This is a genomic window from Clostridium sp. (assembly GCF_036569345.1).
In the GTDB taxonomy this organism is placed as follows: domain Bacteria; phylum Bacillota; class Clostridia; order Clostridiales; family Clostridiaceae; genus Clostridium_AD.
The window spans coordinates 24473-47108 of the sequence record NZ_DATCQT010000047.1; the positions used below are offsets into that span (position 1 = coordinate 24473).

The 22636-nt window shown below is 31.4% G+C and carries 22 protein-coding genes; 3 read left to right on the plus strand and 19 right to left on the minus strand.

All coding sequences use genetic code 11. The features are described from left to right. Nucleotides 1-148: 148 nt before the first annotated feature. From nifH to VIM70_RS04485, 10 genes are all read right to left on the minus strand, one after another. On the minus strand, nucleotides 149-970 hold the full coding sequence (gene nifH / locus VIM70_RS04440; protein WP_331944508.1) for a nitrogenase iron protein: 822 nt from the start codon (nucleotides 968-970) through the stop codon (nucleotides 149-151). Nucleotides 971-1745: 775 nt separating this feature from the next. Further along, nucleotides 1746-1931, minus strand: a complete 186-nt coding sequence (locus VIM70_RS04445) for a hypothetical protein (protein ID WP_331944510.1) — start codon at nucleotides 1929-1931, stop codon at nucleotides 1746-1748. A 193-nt stretch (nucleotides 1932-2124) separates the two neighbouring features. Continuing rightward, a complete protein-coding gene (locus tag VIM70_RS04450; RefSeq protein ID WP_331944512.1) occupies nucleotides 2125-3198 on the minus strand; it encodes a sulfate/molybdate ABC transporter ATP-binding protein in 1074 nt (357 codons plus the stop codon). 2 nt (nucleotides 3199-3200) lie between these two features. Next, nucleotides 3201-3884 carry a molybdate ABC transporter permease subunit gene (gene modB / locus VIM70_RS04455; protein ID WP_331944514.1) on the minus strand — a complete coding sequence of 228 codons (684 nt, stop codon included), beginning with the start codon at nucleotides 3882-3884 and terminating at the stop codon, nucleotides 3201-3203. A 17-nt stretch (nucleotides 3885-3901) separates the two neighbouring features. After that, complete coding sequence (modA, locus tag VIM70_RS04460) at nucleotides 3902-4720, minus strand: molybdate ABC transporter substrate-binding protein (RefSeq protein WP_331944516.1); 819 nt, start codon at nucleotides 4718-4720, stop codon at nucleotides 3902-3904. Between the two features lie 223 nt (nucleotides 4721-4943). Beyond that, nucleotides 4944-5909: a helix-turn-helix transcriptional regulator gene (locus VIM70_RS04465; protein WP_331944518.1), complete on the minus strand. Its 966-nt coding sequence runs from the start codon at nucleotides 5907-5909 to the stop codon at nucleotides 4944-4946. A 202-nt stretch (nucleotides 5910-6111) separates the two neighbouring features. Then, entirely contained in the window at nucleotides 6112-7476 is a 1365-nt protein-coding gene (locus VIM70_RS04470; protein WP_331944520.1) for an FAD-dependent oxidoreductase, read from the minus strand. Nucleotides 7477-7608: 132 nt separating this feature from the next. Then, the gene (locus tag VIM70_RS04475; protein ID WP_331944522.1) at nucleotides 7609-9393 is read right to left on the minus strand and encodes an N-acetylmuramoyl-L-alanine amidase; all 1785 of its coding nucleotides are present in this window, start codon (nucleotides 9391-9393) and stop codon (nucleotides 7609-7611) included. Nucleotides 9394-9793: 400 nt separating this feature from the next. After that, on the minus strand, nucleotides 9794-10711 hold the full coding sequence (locus VIM70_RS04480) for an LD-carboxypeptidase (RefSeq protein ID WP_331944524.1): 918 nt from the start codon (nucleotides 10709-10711) through the stop codon (nucleotides 9794-9796). 62 nt (nucleotides 10712-10773) lie between these two features. Continuing rightward, nucleotides 10774-11061 carry a SoxR reducing system RseC family protein gene (locus VIM70_RS04485; RefSeq protein WP_331944526.1) on the minus strand — a complete coding sequence of 96 codons (288 nt, stop codon included), beginning with the start codon at nucleotides 11059-11061 and terminating at the stop codon, nucleotides 10774-10776. Between the two features lie 308 nt (nucleotides 11062-11369). Here VIM70_RS04485 and VIM70_RS04490 point away from each other — a divergent pair, with 308 nt between their 5' ends. Beyond that, nucleotides 11370-11924, plus strand: a complete 555-nt coding sequence (locus tag VIM70_RS04490; protein WP_331944528.1) for a flavodoxin family protein — start codon at nucleotides 11370-11372, stop codon at nucleotides 11922-11924. Between the two features lie 101 nt (nucleotides 11925-12025). Here VIM70_RS04490 and ilvD read toward each other — a convergent pair whose 3' ends face one another. The 4 genes from ilvD to VIM70_RS04510 all read right to left on the minus strand — a co-directional run bounded on the left by ilvD (nucleotide 12026) and on the right by VIM70_RS04510 (nucleotide 16095). Beyond that, on the minus strand, nucleotides 12026-13696 hold the full coding sequence (ilvD, locus tag VIM70_RS04495) for a dihydroxy-acid dehydratase (RefSeq protein ID WP_331944530.1): 1671 nt from the start codon (nucleotides 13694-13696) through the stop codon (nucleotides 12026-12028). A gap of 141 nt (nucleotides 13697-13837) precedes the next feature. Further along, entirely contained in the window at nucleotides 13838-14524 is a 687-nt protein-coding gene (locus tag VIM70_RS04500) for a FadR/GntR family transcriptional regulator (RefSeq protein ID WP_331944532.1), read from the minus strand. 102 nt (nucleotides 14525-14626) lie between these two features. After that, nucleotides 14627-15490 carry a YitT family protein gene (locus tag VIM70_RS04505; protein WP_331944534.1) on the minus strand — a complete coding sequence of 288 codons (864 nt, stop codon included), beginning with the start codon at nucleotides 15488-15490 and terminating at the stop codon, nucleotides 14627-14629. 281 nt (nucleotides 15491-15771) lie between these two features. Continuing rightward, nucleotides 15772-16095 carry an ice-binding family protein gene (locus VIM70_RS04510; RefSeq protein WP_331944536.1) on the minus strand — a complete coding sequence of 108 codons (324 nt, stop codon included), beginning with the start codon at nucleotides 16093-16095 and terminating at the stop codon, nucleotides 15772-15774. Nucleotides 16096-16191: 96 nt separating this feature from the next. Between VIM70_RS04510 and VIM70_RS04515 the strand changes: the two genes are divergently transcribed. Next, nucleotides 16192-16902 (plus strand): Crp/Fnr family transcriptional regulator, encoded by a 711-nt coding sequence (locus tag VIM70_RS04515; protein ID WP_331944538.1) that lies wholly within the window; start codon nucleotides 16192-16194, stop codon nucleotides 16900-16902. 192 nt (nucleotides 16903-17094) lie between these two features. Further along, a complete protein-coding gene (locus VIM70_RS04520) occupies nucleotides 17095-17850 on the plus strand; it encodes a DUF438 domain-containing protein (RefSeq protein ID WP_331944539.1) in 756 nt (251 codons plus the stop codon). Between the two features lie 173 nt (nucleotides 17851-18023). Here VIM70_RS04520 and asrC read toward each other — a convergent pair whose 3' ends face one another. The 5 genes from asrC to VIM70_RS04545 form a co-directional block, all read right to left on the minus strand. Next, entirely contained in the window at nucleotides 18024-18971 is a 948-nt protein-coding gene (asrC, locus tag VIM70_RS04525; protein ID WP_331944540.1) for a sulfite reductase subunit C, read from the minus strand. Between the two features lie 13 nt (nucleotides 18972-18984). Further along, complete coding sequence (gene asrB, locus VIM70_RS04530; protein WP_331944541.1) at nucleotides 18985-19776, minus strand: anaerobic sulfite reductase subunit AsrB; 792 nt, start codon at nucleotides 19774-19776, stop codon at nucleotides 18985-18987. Beyond that, the gene (gene asrA, locus VIM70_RS04535) at nucleotides 19777-20784 is read right to left on the minus strand and encodes an anaerobic sulfite reductase subunit AsrA (RefSeq protein ID WP_331944542.1); all 1008 of its coding nucleotides are present in this window, start codon (nucleotides 20782-20784) and stop codon (nucleotides 19777-19779) included. Nucleotides 20785-20889: 105 nt separating this feature from the next. After that, entirely contained in the window at nucleotides 20890-21576 is a 687-nt protein-coding gene (locus VIM70_RS04540; protein WP_331944543.1) for a Crp/Fnr family transcriptional regulator, read from the minus strand. Between the two features lie 188 nt (nucleotides 21577-21764). Next, a complete protein-coding gene (locus tag VIM70_RS04545) occupies nucleotides 21765-22532 on the minus strand; it encodes a formate/nitrite transporter family protein (RefSeq protein WP_331944544.1) in 768 nt (255 codons plus the stop codon). Nucleotides 22533-22636: the final 104 nt, after the last annotated feature.

Genomic DNA, 22636 nt, shown 5'->3' on the forward strand with positions numbered 1-22636 from the left:
CCCTATCTATTTGATATAATAAGTGTGGATACTTTTAAAAGTATTTTTTTTGACTTGCAATTCAATGTGCCGTAAACTTGTTGAATTGCAAGTTTTTATTTGATTTACTTTTACTTAACGTAATCTTATCCATAATAACTCCTTCTAATTAGATATCCATTAACCCATGTTCCATTAATATTTCTTCTAGTCTTTCTTGAGCCATTGGTTTTGGAATAACAAACATTTTATTTTCATCTATTGCTTTAGCAAGTTGTCTATATTCTTCTGCTTGTCCTGCTTCTGGATCAAATTCTATTACAGTTTGTTTGTGTATTTCAGCTCTTTGAACCATATTGTCTCTTGGTACAAAATATATTAACTGACTTCCAAGTTCCTCTGCAAATGCTTTTAAAAGATCTAATTCCTTATCAACATTTCTACTGTTACAGATAATACCACCGAGTCTTATTCCAGAACTATTTGCATATTTAAGTACACCTTTTGCAATATTATTTGCTGCATATAATGCCATCATTTCACCACTAGCTACTATATATATTTCTTGAGCTTTTCCTTCACGCATTGGCATTGCAAATCCTCCACAGACAACATCACCTAATACATCGTAAAACACATAATCTAAATCATCAGTATATGCTCCTAAACTTTCAAGCATATTAATTGAAGTAATAATTCCTCTTCCTGCACAACCAACACCAGGTTCAGGACCACCTGATTCAACACATCTTATATTTCTATAACCAGGCTTTAATATTGATTCAAGATCAACATCATCACCCTCTTCTCTTAATGTATCAAGAACACTTTTCTGCGCTAAACCACCTAAGAGAAGTCTAGTTGAATCCGCTTTTGGATCACATCCAACCACCATAATTTGTTTTCCCATTTCTGCAAGACCTGCTGTTAAGTTTTGAGTTGTGGTAGATTTTCCAATACCACCTTTTCCGTATATTGCTACTTGTCTCATTTTAAAGCCCTCCTCATATATATATAATTCTTTACCAATGTTATTTTGGCAAAGTATTTACCAAATTAATTGAAGCTGGAATTCATAATTGAATTAATTAATTGTAATCAATAATGATTTTTTTAAATTTAATTAATTCATTTTACTCAGATTTAATATTTTATAATTGTATGCTTCATTTTGTTAAAATTGATTTTTTTGAAATCAATTAATTCATATTATTCAAAATTTGAGTTTAGCAATTAAGTCGATACATTTGAATTCAGACTTTTAAATATTAACATCCATAAAATGATAATTTACTAATCAATCACTAAAACTAGATAATTACGAACTTTATTCGTCTAATATGCTCAATTTCTGTTCGAAACTTGAATATAATCCATACTATTTTTAAATTTTCTAGTATAAATGTTTGTTTTTTAATAGTTTGTCCCTATAAAATTATTTATCTAAAATAAAATAAACATTGTTTCAAAAACTAAGGCTTTTATTGTAATTTTATAAAAAATGAATTATTTATTTTTTAAATCAGTCATATTTGTATTCGTTTATTTTTATTTATATTACTGTTTTTTCATCATATAGTCAAGCGTTTATGGTGTTTTTTTAAAATAAAATAACATATTCGTCATTTTTTCATGTTGAAACCGTTGCCACTCTTATCCATTTATAAATGAAACCGTTTTTCACTTTTTTTGTTTATATTTCAAGAAATCATTCTCTTAATATTAATTGATAATTAAAATAAATAAAGCTCTCGCCATGAGAGCTTTTAAGAAGAATGTATATATTCAGGAAAAAGTCGCTTAATTAAATCATCATCTGTCATAACCTGTGGTAACTTCAATCCGCCTTCACATATTCCAGTAGGTTTTAAAATGCTTGAATTTTCGTTCTGATAAGACTTTGAACTTAAAGAGGAATTAGATTTGGCAATGCCTTGGCTATGTTTATCCATAATAATAAAACCGCCTTTAAATTTATTCACCCTAAAATAGTGTCTAAATTTATTATTGACTATAAATGTATAATTCAATCTCCTTGAGTTGAAGTACCTTAAACCAAAATGTTCAAGTTCACGATTTGGGCATAAAAAAAGAGCTAAAATAAGTAAATAATTATTTTGCTCTTTTTTTATTTAATTCTAAATCCTAATCTGCCTTGATTTGTATAACCTTTTCTGGGTTAATTCTTATTTTTAAGGGAAGAGGTTTGTTTTTAATTCTATCCCACTCTTCCTTAGAAATATCCCACATTATATCATATTCTTTTTCATTTTCTATAGGTTCACTAGATTTAAGGTATACTTTCGTTCTAAATAAAGTTTCAGTAGTAAAAACAACCCAGAAGTTAAAAGTGTTTATAGTTTCATCTTCTTCACTAATTTCTAAATAATGAGCCCTAATTCCAAGGTATGTTATATCGTCCTCTATTTCATAGTTAAAAGTAATTCTACATTTCCAATCAACAGCTTCTATTATATTATTTCCAATTTTTTTAGCTTTAGAAACATTTTTACAACCTGTTAACTTTGCAGAATAAAGTGTTGGTGGCTTATTAAATATATCATCCTTATGCCCAGCCGCATCAATACTCCCGCTTTTAATTATAATTATATTTTCGCATAATTGATATGCTTCTTCCATGTTATGAGTGACAAAAATTGAGGTACCCTTGAATTTCAATAGATCCTCTTTAAGTTGTATAATCATATTATTTCTAAGATGCTCATCCAGTGCTGAAAAAGGTTCATCAAGAAGTATTATCTCTGGATCCACAACAAGGACTCTTGCAAGTGCAACCCTTTGTTGTTGGCCTCCTGATAATTGATAAGGGTATCTTTTTTCCATACCATTAAGCTGTAAATCTATAATTTTCTTTTGAATCTTATATTTTTTTTCATCTTTAGAAATGTTTTTAGGAAGTCCGAAACCAATATTTTGCTCCACTGTCATATTAGGAAACAGAGCATAATTCTGAAAAAGAAATCCTACTTTCCTATCTCTAATGGGAAGATTTATTTTTTTTTCTAAATCGAATAACACACGTCCATTTAATACTATTCTTCCTGTATCTGGGGTAACAATTCCTGCAATACATCTCAGCGTCATGCTTTTACCTGATCCAGATGCTCCTAAGAATCCTAAAATATCATCTTCTGCTTCAAACTCAACTCTAAGCTCAAAACCTGGTAACTTTTTCGTAATATTTACTTCTAAAGCCATAATTATTTCCTCCTTGCAGAGGATACTAAAAATGTTTGCTTTTCAGCCCATTTATCACTAAATACCATAACGCCTAATGATATTATAAATATTAATACTACCCATTTAATTGCATTACCATTTTCTCCTGCAAGCACTGCAAAATATATTGCAATGGGAATTGTTTCAGTTTTACCAGGAATGCTCCCAGCAATCATCATTGTTGCTCCAAATTCTCCAAGTGCCCTTGCAAAAGACAACACAGTACCTGCCGCAATTCCTGGCCAAGCGAGAGGTACTGCTACCTTCCAAAATATTTTCCATTCACTAGCTCCTAGTGTTCTAGCTGCATTAAGAACATTAACATCAATTTGACGAAAAGCACCTACGCATGTCCTATACATTAGAGGAAAAGATACTACAGTTGCAGCTATAACTGTAGCATACCATGTGAATATTAATGTGATTCCAAATCCATTTAGTAATTTACCAATAGGATAATTCTTTCCAATAATCATAAGTAGTATAAAACCCAAAACCGTTGGAGGAAGTACCATTGGTAATGTCAAAATTCCATCTAGAATTCCTCTGGCACGTCCTTTATAACCTGCCATAAACCAAGCTGCTGCAATTCCTATGAAAAACACTATAAAAGTAGCTGTAAAAGCTGTTTTTATAGAAATCCATAATGGTGAAAATTCTGACATAGAATTCAACTCCTAACTTATTTCAAAAGAAAATCAAAACCATACTTTACAAAGACTTCTTTTGCTTTGTCACTAGATAAAAATTTCAAAAATGCTTTAGTATCCTCTGCATTTTTGCTAGCTTTAATTACAGCTGCTGGATAAACTACTGGAGTTTTGTATAATTCCTTGCCTGCAATTTCTACAACCTTTACTTTTTGAGAAGTTTTAGCATCAGTGGCATATACTATTCCTGCATCTACATTTCCGCTTTCAACCCAAGTCAAAACTTCCTTAACGTCTTTTGCATAAACAACTTTTGTTTTAACTTTATCAAGAATACCTAAAGTTGTCAATATTTCCTCTGAATATTGCCCTACTGGAACTGTTTTTGGTTCTCCTAATGCTACTTTCTTAACTTTATCAGTTGCTAAATCCTTAAAACCAGTAATACCTAATGTAGAATCATTTTTAGTTACAAGAACTACTGTGTTTCCTAACAAATTAACATTAGTAGTGTCTATTAGTAAACTTTTTGCTTTCAAGGCATCCATTTGTTTTGTACCCGCTGAAAAAAACAAATCGACATCAGCACCTTGTTCTATTTGTTTCTGAAGAACACCTGAAGCGGCAAAATTATAATTTATTGTAACATTCGGCTTTTCTGTTTTATAAAGTGTCTTTATTTCACCCATAGCTTTTGTTAAACTAGCTGCAGCTGAAATTGTTAAAGTAACTGTTTTTGGCGTAGCTGCTGGTGCCGGTGTTGGTGTTTTAGTCTTCTGAGCGCAACCCGTCATAGCTAATGTAACTGTAAGTAGGACCGTAGTTAATAAAAGTTGTAACTGTTTTTTCATTTTTTCCCCCTATAATCTTTTTTTAATCACTTGCAGTTAAAACATAACAAATTGTATCAAAAGTTTAATACATTGTATTTTATGTAATGTTTTGTTATGTTTTGTTATGTTTATTTGTTTTTTATTGTATCTCAATTCTAAAAGAATTTCAATACTTATTTTAAAATATAAATGACCAAATAAAAAGTGATCCAGCAATGTTTGCTAAATCACTTTATATTGATTATGTTTCTGCAGTTATTTTTCCTAAATCTTTTAAATCATATCCACCAATACCCTCTAGTTCAAGCTTAAACTCCTTAGAGCGAAGAATTTGAAGTACCGCCTGGAAATGTGGCTTATCAATATCTTCTTTCTTAATAACAAGCTCATAGCTTTCTGTTTGCAATGGTATAAAGTCAATTCCATCTACTTGCTGGCTCACCTTTTCATTTCCAATAGCAATATCTGCTCCGCCTCTTGCAACCGTGCTTGCTACTGCAAGATGTGAAAAACATTCTCTATCATATCCAGGTATACTATTTCCAGTTATCCTAAGCTTTTTTAAATGCTCATCAAGTAATATTCTTGTCCCACTGCCTATCTCGCGGTTTATTATAGTTATGTCAGGACGTCTTAAATCTTCCCATCCTTTTACTGCTTTAGGATTACCCTTTTGAACATAAATGCCTTGCATCCTGTAAGCTAGATGCACTATAATTGCTGGTATTCCAGGAAGCATTCTTTTTACATAAGGTATATTATACTGTCCTGTTTCTCCATCCCATAAATGAGCTGTAGCAACCTGCACATTACCATGATAAAGAGCATATAACCCATTATAACTTCCAATGTAAGATCTAAGTGCTTGAACCCCTCTAGTGTGCTGTTGTAAATGCCTGGATAGTATATCAAGCATAATATCCTGACCACAAATGACAAACCCATAACTTTTTTGAATTTTTTCTGATTCATATGGACTTATGATTGGCGTATATGTATTTACTAAATCATCATTACTTTGCTTAGTAATTTGAAGTTTTTTAGATCTATTCTTATACTCTTCTATATCCTTCATCTCTATTCTTACCTTGTTACCAACTCTGTAAGAATTAAGTTCTCCTCTTTTCACCAATTCATAAACAGTATTCTTTGAAATTTTAAGCAGCTCCGCGACCTCTATTGGCGTTAATGCAGAATCTTTCTCCACTTTTTTGACCTCCCTATATATGGCCTTTTGATTTAGCTCAACTAAACAAAACCTTATCAAACCAATTTTACTTATTAAGGAAATATATAACTACTCATTAATGTTTTAACTATATTTTATACTTATGTTATTACAAAAGTCAATAATTAAGCTCTACAACTATTACTTTCAATTTCTCTTTATTCGTTTTATTTCACACTTATTAATTATTTACTACCATTTTTAAAAGACATCTACCAAGATACACTCCGCTTGCAGCCGCCTGAGATAAAGAATATGTTACTCCAGAACAATCGCCTAAAACATAAAGACCATCCTGCTTACTCTCAAAACATTTATCTGTGTCAATCTCAGGTTCATAGAATTTTGCATCAATCCCATATAATAAAGTACCCGCGGAAATTTTTCTACCTGTTAGCTCCTCCATTGATTTAAAAATTGTTAATAAAGCATCTATATAGATTTTTGGAATTTCATTATATAAATTTGCGCCTTCACATGCAAGGGACATCTTAATGCTATTATTAGTAAGTTGCTCCCATGTTGTAATCCTATTTTCTAATAAATCCTCAAATTTTTGAACTACTATTCTTCCTCTTTCTTTATTTATAGATTTTATTATACTTCTAGCATAATCCTTTGCTTCATTGTAACAAGAAAAGTAGGATGGTACGAAAACGGTGAAATTCAGATTGCAACTCGGACTATCTGTTTCAGTATGATTTTGCCCATCTGGCATTACAAGACCTTCTTGATACTTTTTAATTATTTTACCTTTTGGATTCATACAATAAGTTATAGCTTCAAATTCATCACACTTGTAACTAATCTTAGTTTCAAAAGAATTTCCAAGAATAGTGTCTAGTTGATCTCCGTTCATTTCAACCCTTATTCCTAAATCTACCCTTTCTCTACATGGCTTTATATTAAAGTCTTTACAATATTGTAGAAATTTTTCTCCTCCACTTATACCTGTAGCTAATACAACTTTTTGTGAATAAAAAATATTTTGAGAAGTATTTAAATTAAATATGCCATTAACTTTAGTTATAGAAATTATATCCGTCTCAAACTTTATTTCAATCTTATCCTTTAGATATAAATATATCTTTTTTAAGATTTCGCCAGACAAGTTAGTTCCTAAATGTCTTACCCTCGTAGTTAGAATACTATATTTTTCCTCTTTTGCCCGTCTTGTAAGTTCTTCGTTTTTCGTACTATATAAAGGAGCTTTATCCCCACCAAATAAACATAATATATTATCCACCTCTTCCATAAGGTCCATTGCAGCTTTATTTCCTATTTTCTCACCTAGTTGTCCCCCAAAGTCATTTGTGTAATTAAACTTACCCTCTGACCTTCCCATACCACCAAACCCTTGAATCCTATTGCATATATTACATTGGATACATCTATCGGATTCCTTGCTTTCAATTGGACATACTCTATCTATAAATTTCTTTCCTTTTTCTATCATCAGTATTTTCATTTTGCTTTCTTCTAAAAGTAATGTATATGCAAGAAAAATCCCACTAACTCCCGCACCAACTATTGTTATATCATACATATATTTAATCCCCTCGTAACTTTGACGTGTAACAAATCTTTAGTAACTAATAAATAAAAGCTTGTAAATTTTTAATTTACAAGCTTTTATTTTACCATAGATTAGCGTACATTACATGAATAACCCTATCCTTTAATATACTATATTAGTTATTCCTAAAGTATTAAGAATACCCTTTGCAATTGCATTAGCTACTTTAGTTTGGTATGCTGCGTTATTTAATAGTTTTTCTTGTGCAGGATTTGATATAAATCCTGTTTCTATAAGTATTGCCGTTGCATCTGTATTTTTCAAAACATAATAATTTGCAGTTTTAAGACCCCTATCTGTTGATCCAGTTGCTTTAACTATTTCAGTTTGAACAGCCTGAGCAAGCTTCGTTGCAGCCGCACTCCCCACATAAGTATAAGTCTCGGTGCCACTAGCTGAAGAAACGCCACTATTCGCATGAATACTTACAAAATAATCTGGTTTAGCATTATTAGATATATCACATATTGCTTGAAGATTTTGGGTTACATTGCTGGTCCAACTTACAGTGTCACTTGTTCTTGTGTATATGGTTTGAACACCATTTTTGGTTAATACTGCTCCCACTTTTAAAGTAATTGCAAGATTTACAGTTTTCTCCAAAACACCTGTTGGTCCTACTGCTCCAGCATCATATCCTCCATGCCCTGCGTCAAGTACTATTTTGTACTTTGCTGTGGTCGTTGCCGCCTTTACAGTAATTATAGCTTTAACCGTCGTGGTCGTTCCACTCATAGTTCCATAATAAGTAATAGTTCCTGCCTTGGTTGTATTAACTGTTGTAGGCCATACTACTGAAACGGCTTGTTTTGAACCATCATTCATAGTTGCAGTTACAGTTGAAGGTAATAAATAAGTACCCCCCACCACTAAACTTGCTGTTATATCTGGTACTGAAGATATTGTTACGAAAGAGGCATAATTAGTATCTGTATTCGCAAATCCAGCATAGTTCATTAACCCATTAGCCATAGCCTTTGCAAGATTGTTTTGATACTTATCACTACTTAATAATATTTCTTCTTGTGGATTGCTTATAAATCCTAAATCCATAACTACCGCCGGACAGCTTGTCTTATTTAATATTTCAGTACTTCCTACTTTTATTCCCCTATCACTAGCCTGTGTTGCTTTAATTAGCTCAGTTTGCATAGAATTTGCTAACAGCTCATTATTACTTACATCAGATGCGTAATATGTTTCAATTCCGTTTGCAGTAGTGTCTGTTGAATATGAATTAGTATTTATACTTAAAAGTACATCAGCCTTTGCATTTTTAGCTATTAGTGCTTTTGCATCATCCTCACCACTTACGGTCCAAGGTACTGAATCAGTACTTCTTGTATATACTACATTAAATCCTCTTGTTTTAAGTATATTACCTAGTTTTAACGCCACACTTAAATTTATATCTTTAGCCTTAATGCCAGTTGAACCAGTAATTACTTTATAGTATTGACCTGGATCAATGCATACAGTTAACTCACTGGGTTTTGTAGGTGCACTTTCAGTAATAAAATCCATTCGAACTTCACTAGGAAGAAATTTTCCATCGGAAGACTTAACATTTTCACCCACTATTAATGTATATGTCTTGTCAGCTTCATAGTTTTTGATAGATTGAACTATTACATTTTTATTGTCATTAGCTAGACTAACTTTAATATCTACGTCATTATTATCTTCTCCTACAACCTTGATATTTGTTGTATTCACAGTGGTTGCACTTAACGACTTATTAAAACTCACTGTCCAAGGTTTACTAAGTACCACATTTTCTTTTGAATCCACATTTGTATATGTACTTGCCTTTACTATTGTTTGCATAGGAATACAAAACGCGAAAGCTAAACATATAATCATAAATGCTTTAAATATATTTTTCATATTACCCCCCCTAAATTTTTATAATTTTATATCTATTTGTTATTTATATCGTTTTTTAGATTAATTTAAGTATACATGTATATTATGGTATTAATTCTCAATTAATTATACTCTATTTTTATTCTCACCACAATAAATTATAAATATTTTTTAATGTTTTTCAAAAATACATTTAAGTTCTAAGTATCTACTTTATAGATGGTATGGTAACTTGCTTAAACTAGCAAAACCACTTGTTTTAACTGTATTTATGGCGACATAAAAAAATCACTATAGCAGCTTAGAATCTAACTACTATAGTGATTACATTTTTAGAAAATCTATCTTATACACAGTCTCACAATGTTATAATTTTGCGAAACCCCATCCTATCAAAGTTTTTAATATACAGTTTTTCAAATTACTCCACTACAGCTTCCATTACATAAATTATTCCCTTTTGAGCATCCATTTTCACCCTTGCTCCAATTGGAAGTGTGAGCTTTGGATAGTCATGACCTGAACAGAATCCAGAAAACATAGGAATGTTTAAATCATATAATCTATCACTTAAAACTTCCTCTAAGGTAAGACTTCTTTCATAGTGTGGTAAATTGCAATCTTTAAATTGACCTAAAATAATTCCCTTGCATTGTTGAAGTTTTTCAGCTAAAAGGAGTTGTGTTAGCATTCTATCAATTCTATACGGTGCTTCACCGACATCCTCTATAAAAAGTATTTTATCTTTCATATCAATTTTATAGGGAGTCCCAAGTGAGTTGCATATTAATGCAAGATTACCACCTATAAGATTACCCTCAGCTATTCCTGGAGTTATACAATTAGTTTTAAATTCAACTGGATTTTTAATTGTATAAGGTTTATATCCTTCCATTAATGTGAACATAAAACTTTTAAATGTTTCATTATCTTCTAAATTAGAAGTACCCATTGGGCTATGAAAGGTTGTAAGACCACATTTTTGATAAAATGAATTTAGAAATACAGTTATATCACTAAAACCTGCAAATATTTTTGGATGCTTTTTTATCACATCAAAATCTAAATATGGGAGTATTCGACTTGTTCCATATCCACCTCTTATACAAAGTATCATATCTACTGAATCGTTTTTAAACATTTCCATAACATCAGCTGCTCTATCTGTGTCCTTGCCAGCTAGATATCCCCATTTATCATTTATGTGAGTTCCCTCTATTACGTTGAACCCTTGATTTTTTAAAAATAAAATTCCTTTTTTTATTGCTTCAATATTTTCTGGGCTAGCAGGAGAAATAAGCCCAATAGTATCTCCTAGACATAGTCTTTTTCCCAGCATTATCAACACTTCCTTGAATTAATATAATAGACATTTAAAATTTTATTTCATTTAATTAAGACCTATAAATCTTCCCACTCAAGTTTCTCTTCTTCATCATCTATTACAGCATGTTTATCAAATAATTTAATTGATACAATTGCTAATCCAAAACCAATTATCCCTCCAACAATACGAGAAATCTGAATAGGTGCTCCAATTAATTTTCCTACATATTGCCCTAAAAACACTCCAATAAACACAGCTATTATTGGGAAAACAAATAACATAAAAGATGCTAATAACATATTAGTCTTTTTCTTTTTCAAAGTCGTTTTTTCTTTACTATTTTCCGATTGATTTGTTTGCATAACAATCTCCTTTCAAATAAAAGTTTGTTTATTAAAAATATATTTTAAAAAATTATTTTTATTATTAGTAAAAAGAATTAAAATATTTACTATAATCTCCTTTAAGTATATATGCTATACGATGAAAAAACAACAACTTAAAAACATTAAATTAAGTCGTTCAAAAAACATGATACATAATGTATACATATACCCTCAAAATGACGTTTTATTTGCTACTAATCACCTAATGTACTAAAATAAGGAGGTAAAAGAAAAATAAATCAAAGATAGTTTTACACTATTAATCTTATTATGGAGGGGTTTAAATGAAAATAATGATAATTACTTCTAGTCCTAACAATGATGGTTTAACAGCTGCGTGTGGCAATGAAGCTAAAGTAGGCGTAGAAATGAGCACAGCTAATTCATCAATAGTAAGTCTTAACACATTAAACATTCCATCCTGTCATGCTTGTGGAAGCGGATGGGGTACATGCAAATCCACCCATACATGTCAGGTACAAGATGATTTTCAAAAGCTACATGGAGCAATGTCCCAGGCAGATGGTTACATAATTATTACACCAGTTTATTGGGGTGATATGAGTGAGTCACTAAAGGCATTTATTGATAGGCTTAGGCGTTGCGAAGCAACAAGTGGAGCTAAAAATAATTTAGCTGGCAAACCCTTTATATGTGTCGCTGCTCCTGGAGGAACTGGTAACGGATGCATTTCCACCCTTGCTTCCTTTGAGAGGTTCGTAGATCATATAAAAGGTATAAAATATGATTTTATAGGGGTAACTCAAAGAAACAGAGATTACAAGCTAACTACCATAAGAGAAGCTGCAAAAAGTATGGTCAAAAGCCTAAATATTTAAAAATAAATAAAAAATAATAGCTAGTACCATTAAATGCAATATTATATTGCTTGTTCTTAATGGTACTAGCCATTTTTTTTATAAGTATATCATTTTTAATGTTAACCCTTAGGAATTTCTAAAATAGCACCTTTGTTGCCAGATGAAACCAAAGCAGCATACCTTGCAAGATAACCTGTTGTAATTTTAGGAAGTCTTGGTTTCCAGTTTGCTTTTCTTATTTTAAGTTCTTCATCACTAACTTTAAAGTTAATAGAATTAGCATCTATATCTATTGATATAATATCACCCTCTTCAATTAAAGCGATGTTTCCACCAACTGCAGCTTCCGGAGAAACATGCCCAATTGCAGCACCACGGGTCGCGCCACTAAAACGTCCATCTGTTATAAGAGCTACGCTATTACCGAGCCCACGTCCCATAATTGCAGATGTTGGATTAAGCATTTCTCTCATTCCAGGGCCACCCTTAGGACCTTCATAGCGAATAACTATAACGTCTCCTGGAACAATTTCATCCGAATTTATAGCGCTTATAGCATCCTCTTCACACTCAAACACTCTTGCTGGTCCTTCATGTTTTAGCATTTCAGGTGAAACCGCAGAACGTTTTACAACGCATGAATCTGGAGCAAGATTTCCTTTAAGTACTGCAATACCGCCAGTAACACTATAAGGATTTGTTATAGGTCTAATTACCGCTGTATCTTTTATTTCGCATCCTTTAATATTTTCTGCAACAGTTTTACCTGTGCATGTAATCAAATCTGTGTTTAATAAATTTAATTTATTTATCTCATTCATAACAGCGTAAACGCCACCTGCCTCATTTAAATCCTCAACATAGGTATGTCCTGCGGGTGCAAGGTGACAAAGATTCGGCGTCTTATCACTAATAGCATTTGCCATATCAACATTTAATTCAATACCAACCTCATGCGCAATTGCTGGAAGATGAAGCATACTGTTTGTACTACACCCAAGGGCCATATCCATAGTTAAAGCATTTTTAAATGCCCCTTCTGTCATTATATCTCTTGGTCTTATATTCTTGTCTATTAATTCCATGATTTTCATGCCAGCATGTTTTGCAAGTCTTATTCTCTCAGAATAAACTGCTGGGATAGTTCCATTACCACCAAGTCCCATTCCTAGAACTTCTGTTAAGCAATTCATACTATTTGCTGTATACATACCAGAGCAAGAACCACAGGTAGGACAACACTTATTTTCAAATTCTTCTAATTTTTCCTCAGTAATTTTACCAACATTAAACTCGCCAACTGCCTCAGCAATGCTCGAAAAGCTTGTTTTACATCCATCAATTTTCCCTGCAAGCATAGGCCCACCACTTACAAAAATACAAGGCACATTAACTCTTGCAGCTGCCATCAAAAGTCCTGGTACATTTTTATCACAGTTAGGTACCATCACTAATGCATCAAAAGCATGTGCCATAGCCATTGCTTCTGTTGAGTCCGCAATTAAATCTCTTGTAGCAAGTGAATACTTCATCCCTTGATGTCCCATGGCAATTCCATCACATACAGCAATTGCAGGGAAAACAATTGGAGTGCCTCCCGCCATTGCTACACCAATTTTTACAGCTTCTACGATTTTATCTAAATTCATATGACCTGGCACGATATCATTTTTTGAACTAACAATACCTACAAGAGGTCTCTCCATTTCTTCTTTTGTGAAACCTAAAGCATTAAATAGTGCACGTTGAGGTGCTCTGCTTGTCCCTTTTGTTACTACATCACTTCTCATAACATTACCACCTTTTTTTATTATAATAGTTAGTTGTATATTTTAATTGTATGTTGTATGATGTCTATTGTCAATATTGTAATTTGCTTTTTCTAAAAAATAAATGCCAACTCTTATATTATAAAGAATTAGCACTTAATTTTATTCATTATATATTCCTAAACCTCGCATAGCACGTAAAATATGAAGTTTCATGGCTGTTTTTGCTCCCTCTGAATCTCGGGCCTCTAAAAATTCCATAATCATATGATGGTCATTTAGTGTATCTCCAATTATAGTTTCATTTTCATAGGATAAAATGACGCCCTTATCAATGGCTTTATAAAGTATGGGCATTAACTTATTCATGAACTCATTATGAGTTGCTTTTGCAATAGATTTGTGAAATGCTTGCTCAGCCTCAGTACGATCAACTTTATTTAAAATTTTTTCTTCTTCTAATTTACCGTAATATAGAATTCTCTCAAGTTCTTTATCTGTTGCACGAATTGCTGCATAGTATGCAGTTTGCGGTTCGAATATTAATCTCATTTCATACAGATCTTTAACATTCATCTTAAAAGTTGAAAACTCTTCTAATCCAAAATCCCCATTGAGCTTCTCATTGTTTGTTACAAATGTTCCTTTACCTCTCTTAATTTCAAGTATATTGTGGGTAGTTAAAATACGAATACCCTCTCGCAGAGTGGTTCTACTTACTTTTAGTTCATTAGATAGTTCATTTTCATTTGGTAATTTATCTCCAATATCATACTTTTTATCTATATTAATCATTGCAAGAATATCATCAGCAACGCTTTGTGATAAACTTTTATCTTTCCTTATCATACAGCAACCTCCTTTAAAACTATTCTTATATCATATAATAAAAGATATAGTTTTTCAATAGAGATGTCTGATGTCTAAAATAAATCCATATTTTTATAGTAACTATAAAATATTTGAATTAAATCCTTTACCATCAACTTCTGAAGCATCTAATATTGAAATCAAAGCATCCTCGTCTATTTTCTGAACCGAATATTTAAACTCTGGTAATTTTGATACATGAACTATGCAGTAAATAACTTTTCTTTCTTTACCTGAAAGATCATTACCATTTAATATTGTAGCTCCACGGTGTTTAGAATTTGTTATATACCCACAAACCTCAGCTTCTTTTTCTGTAATTATAAGTAACACCTTTTTTCTTGATAAACCATGAATTATCTTATCAGTAACAAAAGCTGTTATATACATGCTCATCAATGTGTATAAAGCAATGGTTATTCCATTTATTAGCATTCCTAAAAATACTATAATACAGTTTACTATAAAGCCTAATTGCCCTACATCGAAACTATCATATTTTTTTTTAACCAACATCACTATAATGTTCATGCCACCCTCTGAACCGTGGTTTGAGTATGCAAGTCCTGCTCCTACGCCAATAAGTACCCCTCCATATACGCAAAATAGAATTGCATCGTGTACTATAAGAATACTGCTTAAATTTTTAGTCAATACTAAAAACAATGATAATGAAACAGTCCCAATCAGACTATATATGGTAAATCTTTTGTTTAATTTCATATAACTTAATATTAATAAAGGTATATTAGCTAATAGTACAGTATATCCTGCTGGAATCTTAAAGGCATATTGTATTAAAATTGCTAAACCCGATACCCCTCCACTAAATAGTTTCGCATTAACTAAAAACATATTTACACCAATAGCCGATATTAAGCACCCTACAATCACAAAAATTGCATTCTTTATATTTTGCTTATTACGTGTTGTGGTAACTTCCATACTAACATGCCCCTTTTTATTGTTTTATTAACTTTACTATTATTTTAAATATGCTAATAAATGGCCTATATCCAATTTCCCTTCTAAATACAACTAATACTTCTTTATATCAATATACAGTCATATTGTTATTTTGTACCGCCCACCATTAAAGATATATTTAGCTTCATCTTTAAAGAAGATTAAACGGGTACAGAAAAATACCCCAAAACATAGTTTTTGTATCCTACGATTTGAGGTATTTTTTGATTTCCAATATTTGATTTTTTAGATAATTGTTTTTATAGTTCTTTTTGACATTTTACCATTATAAATTTAAATGGAGGTTTATTTTCCTTATTCTTATGTGGCTCATCAATTTCTGAAAATTCTATCAGTCCATATTTTCCAAATTCTTGTTTTATCGAGTCAGAATCATAAAAAAACATTTTTACCCCTTCCATTATCTCGAAATAGTCTTTACCCAGTTGTTTACCCTTTCCAAACATTGGGTTTTCTTTTGAAATAGTAGACACAAATACCCCATTTGGGTCACCTTTAGCATCTAGAGTAAGTTTGCCTGTTATCTGAAATGTACCATCTACATCATAAGTACCTGGAGTCAATGTACGTCTTAGAATAAGTTTTTTTATTTTTCCTTATTCTTATTTGACCGAACTAAATTAAAGATGTTATGATAATAAATGGTAGGTGATAAATATATGAAAGAATGTAGTTGTGGAAATTGTAGTCATAACCTATGTGCTAAGAAAGTACCCATATTTTCATTTCTCTCCGAAGAAGAACTTATAAAAATCATTGATATGACAGGACATAAACTCTATAAAAAAGGAGATATGTTGTGTAGCCAAGGAGAAAAATCAGATACATTATTTATTATTAATGAAGGCCAAGTAAAAATATCTAAGTTAACAAAAGATGGTAAAGAACAAATAGTCCATATCTTCTCTAATGGAGATTTCTTTGGAGAATTAAGTTTGTTCAGTAGTGATGAAACATATAATTTTGATGCTTATGCTATATCAGATGTTAAAATATGCACATTGACCAAACAAGATATAAATAAAATTATCATGAATAATCCAGAAATATCTTTAAAATTATTGCAAGTTATTACAAAACGTCTAGCTCAGACTGAGAACCTTGCCCAAAATCTAGCAACTAATGATGCAGAAATAAGAATTGCATCTATGCTCTTAGAATTTGCTGAAAAGTATGGCACTTCTTCAAGTCAAGGCTTGCAAATTAAATTACCTATAAATAGGGAAGAGATGGCGAGTTATGCTGGAGTAACAAGAGAAACTGTGAGTAGAAAGCTCAGTATATTTGAAGAATTAGGTATTATCAGCCTTAAGGGTAATAAAGTACTAATTATAAAGCAGTTAGATGTATTAAAGTCATATGTAGAATAAGAATTACAAATCAACCTAGAGTTTATTATATAAGCTTTTAGGTTTTTTTTATTTATAGGGCCACTAATTGAAACTTATGTATTTATTTTTAAACTTTGATTTAAATCATATTTCTATTAGGCAAAACCGAGTAGAATTATGGCATAAGAATATTAAATTTAAAAAAATAAATTTATAGAGGAGATTTTAAGGATGAATAATAAAAAAATAGAAAAATTGACCCAAGTTTTGCAAAAATTAAATCAAGAAGGTGTAACAGAATCTTTAAGAAAAGAAGCTTTAGACATTGTTTCAAATATAAGCCCTATCGAACTTTCAATTGCAGAACAAAATTTAATAGAAACAGGAATGAAGCCTCAAGATTTAAGACATCTTTGTGATATTCACATGGAAGTTTTAAAAGGCGAACTTGATAAAATTAAAACAAAAATAGAGCCAGGGCATGTTGTGTATACCCTTATTGCTGAGCATGATAAAATTCTTGAATTCTTGACACAACTTGAAGAGATTAATTTAAAAATTCAAAAGGCTGAAAACTATGATAACGCTTTAGACGAAATTGAAAAATTAAAGACTGTCGCAAGTAATATATTGGATGCAGAAAATCACCACCAAAGGGAAGAGAAAGTGTTGTTTACTGAGATGGAAAACAGAGAGATTACTGGCCCAACTAGAATTATGAGAATGGAACATGAGGATTTGAGAGTCAAGAAAAATTTGTTAAAAGTTGCGGCCGAAGAGGTTTCTAAATTAAACTTCAATGAATTTAAAGAAAAAGTAGATGAGACAGCGAAATATATTATATTTAACTTAAGAGATCACATATTTAAGGAAAACTATATTCTATACCCTACAGCAATAGAATCTATTAAAGGAAAAGAGATATGGCAGGATATGAAGCGAAGATGTGATGAAATAGGATATTGTGGATTCACACCTAAAGTATAGGAAAATTTTTCATAAGGATATTAATGCGAAAAAAATCACTTCTGAATTAAAATTCACGAGTGATTTTTTTGTGGACATAAGTTAAACCCTGACATTTTTACGTCCTTTATTATTGAGTTAAAATATTGTAAAATAAAAAGTATGCAGAGAAATTCTACTGAATACTTTTTTTATTACCAATTAATGTATTGTTTAACTTCAGCTTTATCTCCAAGCGTTACATCTTTTAAAACCCATTCCTTAAATACTGGGTATCCTGTTCTATCCACAATATACCCTATGTGTTCTTTTCCCCCAGGAGCATCACTATTTATATATTTTTCAATGTATGAATAAGTGTTTTTTATTATTTTAATTATACTTTCCTCATCCACCCACTTTATGAAATCTTGTGCAAGTCTAGGGCTTTTCTTACCTGTTCTTCCCATTATAACAAGTTTATAATATTTCTCATGACTTCTACTCCAGGCCCCTGTTGGGCATTTCCCAACGCATTCTCCACAACCAATACATTTATCATGATCACGTACTACTTTAAAATTTTCAATTTTAAGTGCATCACCAGCTCTTAGTTTACAGTTAGTTACGCAAGTTTTACAACTTATGCATCTGTAGGATTCGTATTGAGGCTCAGTCATCCCTATAATTCCAAAATCCTGCATTCTAGCTTTAATACAGTCATTAGGACAACCTGTTAAAGCTACCTTCACATGATAATCATTAGGAAAGATTTCTTTTTCAATCTTTTTTGCAAACTCAGTAGTATTATAATTCGCGAATGGACAAACATTTGACCCAATGCATGCTGATACATTTCTAGTACCTGCAGCTGAGTATCCTGTATTTGGTGATATCTGATTTATTTCAAGACCATCTATAACCGGTTGAATCATCTTATTAACCTCTGGTATTTTATCTATATCAATGTTAGCTATCTCGAAACCCTGCCTTATAGATATATGAATATTTCCATCTCCGTAAGTTTCTGCTACCTCTTGAATCACCGCTAAATGTTTAGCTTCAATATGACCACCTGGTACTCTTATTCTTATTGCAGTTTTACCTCTTTTTTTAGTTATTCTAAATGCATTCTTTTTAAGCAATTTAGTATTTATATCCATAATTTACTCCCCCTTAATCTACTAGATGAACTGCATCCAAATAGTTAAAAACAGGTCCATCTAAACATATATACGTATCATCAATTTTGCAGTGACCACATTTACCAACCCCACAACACATCTTTCTCTCATATGATACCCATATATTTTTTTCTTTTACGCCTTTTTTTATAAACCCAGCTACAGTGAATTTAAGCATCATTGGAGGTCCTACTACTATAACTTGTACTTCATCCATATTATCAACTGGAATGCCATCAATATATTTTGTTATGAGCCCCACAGTACCAAGGTAACCCTGATCCGCACTATCTACAGTTAATGTTACATTTATACTTTTCTCCCAGACTTTAAAATTTTCTTTAAATAAAATATCACTTGGTGACTTAAACCCCGCCATTAAATTGAAGTCTTTACACTCTTTTGGATTTTTCACAAAATAATCTACTACACCTTTAACAGGTGCAAGCCCTGTTCCACCTGCTGCTACAATAATTTCTTTATTTTTATATATATTAACGTCAAACCAATTTCCGTACGGTCCTCTTAAAAACAATGTCCCTCCTACAAAAAAGCTATGAATCACATCTGTAACAGTGCCAACACGTCTTATTGTAAGATCCACATACCCTTCACCTATTTCACTAACAGATATAGGTGATTCCCCAAATTTCGGTATAGATACTTCAAAGAATTGACCTGGTTTTACATAACCTTTGAACTCCATTCTAAAAGTATAATCAGTCTCTGTATGTTTTTTTATATTAAGTATCTTTGATTTAAAAGGTATATATATATTTTTCATTTACTCCACCTCATCCATAGCTTTATTTAATTTATTAACACAACTAGAGAAAGAAATATATTCAGGGCATATATCATCGCATCTACCACAACCTATACACATATGATATCCAGCTCTCTTTTTAAAATCATATACCTTGTGCATAATTTTGAATCTCATTCTATCCTTTTTATCCTTTCTAAAACCATGTCCACCTGCCATGTCACTAAATCCGTCTACTTGACAAGATGACCATACACGTCTTCTTTCTCCTGCATTTTTATTTTCCTTATAGAAAATATCTTGCATAGTAAAACAACCACATGTACCACAGACAAAATTGCACCTACCACAGGCAATGCATCTTGAGGAGTATTCATCCCACATCTTCGACTTAAAAACTCTTTGATCTAGATTTTCAGGGATGGTAACCTTTATTTCATTTTCTGAAACAAATTCAGGTTTTACATCCTGGGCACTTAATTTATTTGAATTAAAGTAATTCATTAATTCTTCGGATTTACAATTTACAAAAACCTCATCATCTTGTATTTTAGTATACATATCGTAATCTTCTGTTTTATTTGATCCCATACTAACGCAAAAACAATTTTCGAAACTTTCACTACAACCCATAAGTACATATTTAACTTTATCTCTTATAACTTTATAATAATAATCCTCATTTCCATTTTTTAAATAAATTTCATCTAGCCGCCTCATTGCATGAATATCACAACTTCTTAAAAATATTAATATTTTCTTTTCATGACATTTCGGCTCTGTGCATTCGTTTTCAGTAAAGTAAAATAATGTTTGAGTAATCGGAAGTAATATTTCTTTAGGAGAAAAAGTAGATTTTAAATCAAACTCAACCTCCTTTATACTCTCTATTTCCTTGTACCTAATAGTATCTGTGTCTGCAAAGGTTCCTTTACCCTTAATTATTACTGGTGCATATACCTTATATTCCTGACTTAATGTTTCAAGGTATTCATCAAACTTCTCTATTTTTAATTTAAAGCTCATAAATGCATCCTCCTTTATATAATAAATTTTGCCCCTATAAAAACCGGATTTAAAACTTTCTACTTACATTGTATTTTAAATAACAAAAAGAGCATGTGATTTTCATCACACACTCTTAAAATATTGATTTAACTTTTCTCTATTCACTATGAAATTCCTATGATAGATTTTAACCATGCCCATTCCTTCAAGCTCTTTTACTGCCCTTGAAATGGTTTCCCTAGAACTACCTAACATATCCGCTAAATAGGTTATGCTTATCTTAACATCTATTAAAACGCCCTCTTCAGTTTCCACTCCATAGTCTTTAGACAATTTCCAAAGCTTGGCGGCCACCCTTTTGTCCATTTTAGTAGGCACTGTATTTTTAATTTGTCTATACAATCTTCTTATTTTTTTACTCATAGAGTACAATATAACTTCTGTTAGCTTAAAATCATGTTGCATGATATTTAATAAGTCTACTTTTGATATGCTTATAACTTTATTGTCCTCAAAACCTTCACAATTAATAGAGCTAGAATAATTATCGAAAATTACCTCATTTATCATCTCACCTTTGTTTAAGATATAGACAACTCTCTTTTGACCTTTTTCCGATAACCTGTACATGGTAACCTTGCCTTCTAGTACTATATATATATTGTTTATACATTCTCTTTCTGCAAACAACATCTGTGACTTTTTTAATTTTTTTACGAGAACTTTCTCTCTCATGAGCTCTAGAGTTTTATCCTCGATACTTTCTAGTAAAGGAAGATCTTTTAATTGCCTAAACGTCACTTGTGGCATTTTTAACTTCTCCTTATGATTTCATTTTAAGATCTCATTGTTGTAAGAACCTAAATTATATTTTTATAACTAATATTCTTATTATATAACAATGAATTATAAAATTATACAAAAAAGAAAGTATATATCTCTAAGTTTATTAAGTCCTGCTCAATTAAACATAATTAGTAATATATACTTTTATTATTTTATTTTTCTTTTGATATAAACCAATATGCCGCTCCAATAAATACAGCACCACCTACAAAATTGCCTAATGTTACCCAAATTAAATTGTGTGCTAATCCCCCTATAGTTATAGCTGTTGTGTGAGGAATCATAAGTGCTGTAGAAAGCAAAGTCATATTTGCAATGCTATGTTCAAAGCCTGTAGTTATAAATGCGAAAAGGCACCAGAAAATCATTATAAGTTTAGCCGTCTCGTCCTTTAATTTAATAGCACACCATACGGCTAAACAGACTAACATATTACAAAGTAAACCTTTTAAGAATAACTCCATACTTGGAGTTGCCATTTTCAATGCTGATGTTTTCAAAATGAAGGATCCTGTACTTCCTTTTGCAAGTCCAGCACCCACAAATATTACCGCGAGCATTACCGACCCTACAAAATTACCTATAAAGCTATAAATCCAAATATTCATTGAATCTAACCATGAAACTTTCTTTTCTAGAGATCCTATAGTCATAATCATGTTATTTCCAGTAAAAAGTTCAGAACCCGCCATTATTACAAGACTTAATGCAATACCGAAGGATGCCCCCATAATAATTTTTGTGGCAGGAGACTCAGCTTGTGATAATAATCCACCAATAGTAAATATCAATAAAATTCCAAATCCCACATAAACACCAGCCAAAGCCGACGCAATGAGGTACCTCATTTTGCTTTTCTTTAAGAGTTCAGACTTTTTTACTGCTGATATAGAAACTTTGTTAATTTCTTCACTAAACAAAATATATCATCTCCTTAAATAAAGTATATTCACACTTTATCAATATAAAAAAAGAAAGTATGTGACTAATATCACATATTGTCTAAAAAACAAAAACTGTATTA

Excerpts from the sequence above, each read along its gene's own strand:
- VIM70_RS04470 (WP_331944520.1), bottom strand. The coding sequence starts at position 7,476 with ATGTATGATATAACAATAGTTGGTGCGGGAGTTAGTGGGATTTTTCTT.
- asrA (WP_331944542.1), bottom strand. The coding sequence starts at position 20,784 with ATGAGCTTTAAATTAAAAATAGAGAAGTTTGATGAATACCTTGAAACA.
- VIM70_RS04490 (WP_331944528.1), top strand. The coding sequence starts at position 11,370 with ATGAAAATAATGATAATTACTTCTAGTCCTAACAATGATGGTTTAACA.
- modA (WP_331944516.1), bottom strand. The coding sequence starts at position 4,720 with ATGAAAAAACAGTTACAACTTTTATTAACTACGGTCCTACTTACAGTT.
- ilvD (WP_331944530.1), bottom strand. The coding sequence starts at position 13,696 with ATGAGAAGTGATGTAGTAACAAAAGGGACAAGCAGAGCACCTCAACGT.
- modB (WP_331944514.1), bottom strand. The coding sequence starts at position 3,884 with ATGTCAGAATTTTCACCATTATGGATTTCTATAAAAACAGCTTTTACA.
- VIM70_RS04500 (WP_331944532.1), bottom strand. The coding sequence starts at position 14,524 with ATGATAAGGAAAGATAAAAGTTTATCACAAAGCGTTGCTGATGATATT.
- VIM70_RS04445 (WP_331944510.1), bottom strand. The coding sequence starts at position 1,931 with ATGGATAAACATAGCCAAGGCATTGCCAAATCTAATTCCTCTTTAAGT.
- VIM70_RS04515 (WP_331944538.1), top strand. The coding sequence starts at position 16,192 with ATGAAAGAATGTAGTTGTGGAAATTGTAGTCATAACCTATGTGCTAAG.
- asrB (WP_331944541.1), bottom strand. The coding sequence starts at position 19,776 with ATGAAAAATATATATATACCTTTTAAATCAAAGATACTTAATATAAAA.
- asrC (WP_331944540.1), bottom strand. The coding sequence starts at position 18,971 with ATGGATATAAATACTAAATTGCTTAAAAAGAATGCATTTAGAATAACT.
- VIM70_RS04475 (WP_331944522.1), bottom strand. The coding sequence starts at position 9,393 with ATGAAAAATATATTTAAAGCATTTATGATTATATGTTTAGCTTTCGCG.
- VIM70_RS04480 (WP_331944524.1), bottom strand. The coding sequence starts at position 10,711 with ATGCTGGGAAAAAGACTATGTCTAGGAGATACTATTGGGCTTATTTCT.
- VIM70_RS04485 (WP_331944526.1), bottom strand. The coding sequence starts at position 11,061 with ATGCAAACAAATCAATCGGAAAATAGTAAAGAAAAAACGACTTTGAAA.
- nifH (WP_331944508.1), bottom strand. The coding sequence starts at position 970 with ATGAGACAAGTAGCAATATACGGAAAAGGTGGTATTGGAAAATCTACC.
- VIM70_RS04520 (WP_331944539.1), top strand. The coding sequence starts at position 17,095 with ATGAATAATAAAAAAATAGAAAAATTGACCCAAGTTTTGCAAAAATTA.
- VIM70_RS04540 (WP_331944543.1), bottom strand. The coding sequence starts at position 21,576 with ATGCCACAAGTGACGTTTAGGCAATTAAAAGATCTTCCTTTACTAGAA.
- VIM70_RS04450 (WP_331944512.1), bottom strand. The coding sequence starts at position 3,198 with ATGGCTTTAGAAGTAAATATTACGAAAAAGTTACCAGGTTTTGAGCTT.
- VIM70_RS04505 (WP_331944534.1), bottom strand. The coding sequence starts at position 15,490 with ATGGAAGTTACCACAACACGTAATAAGCAAAATATAAAGAATGCAATT.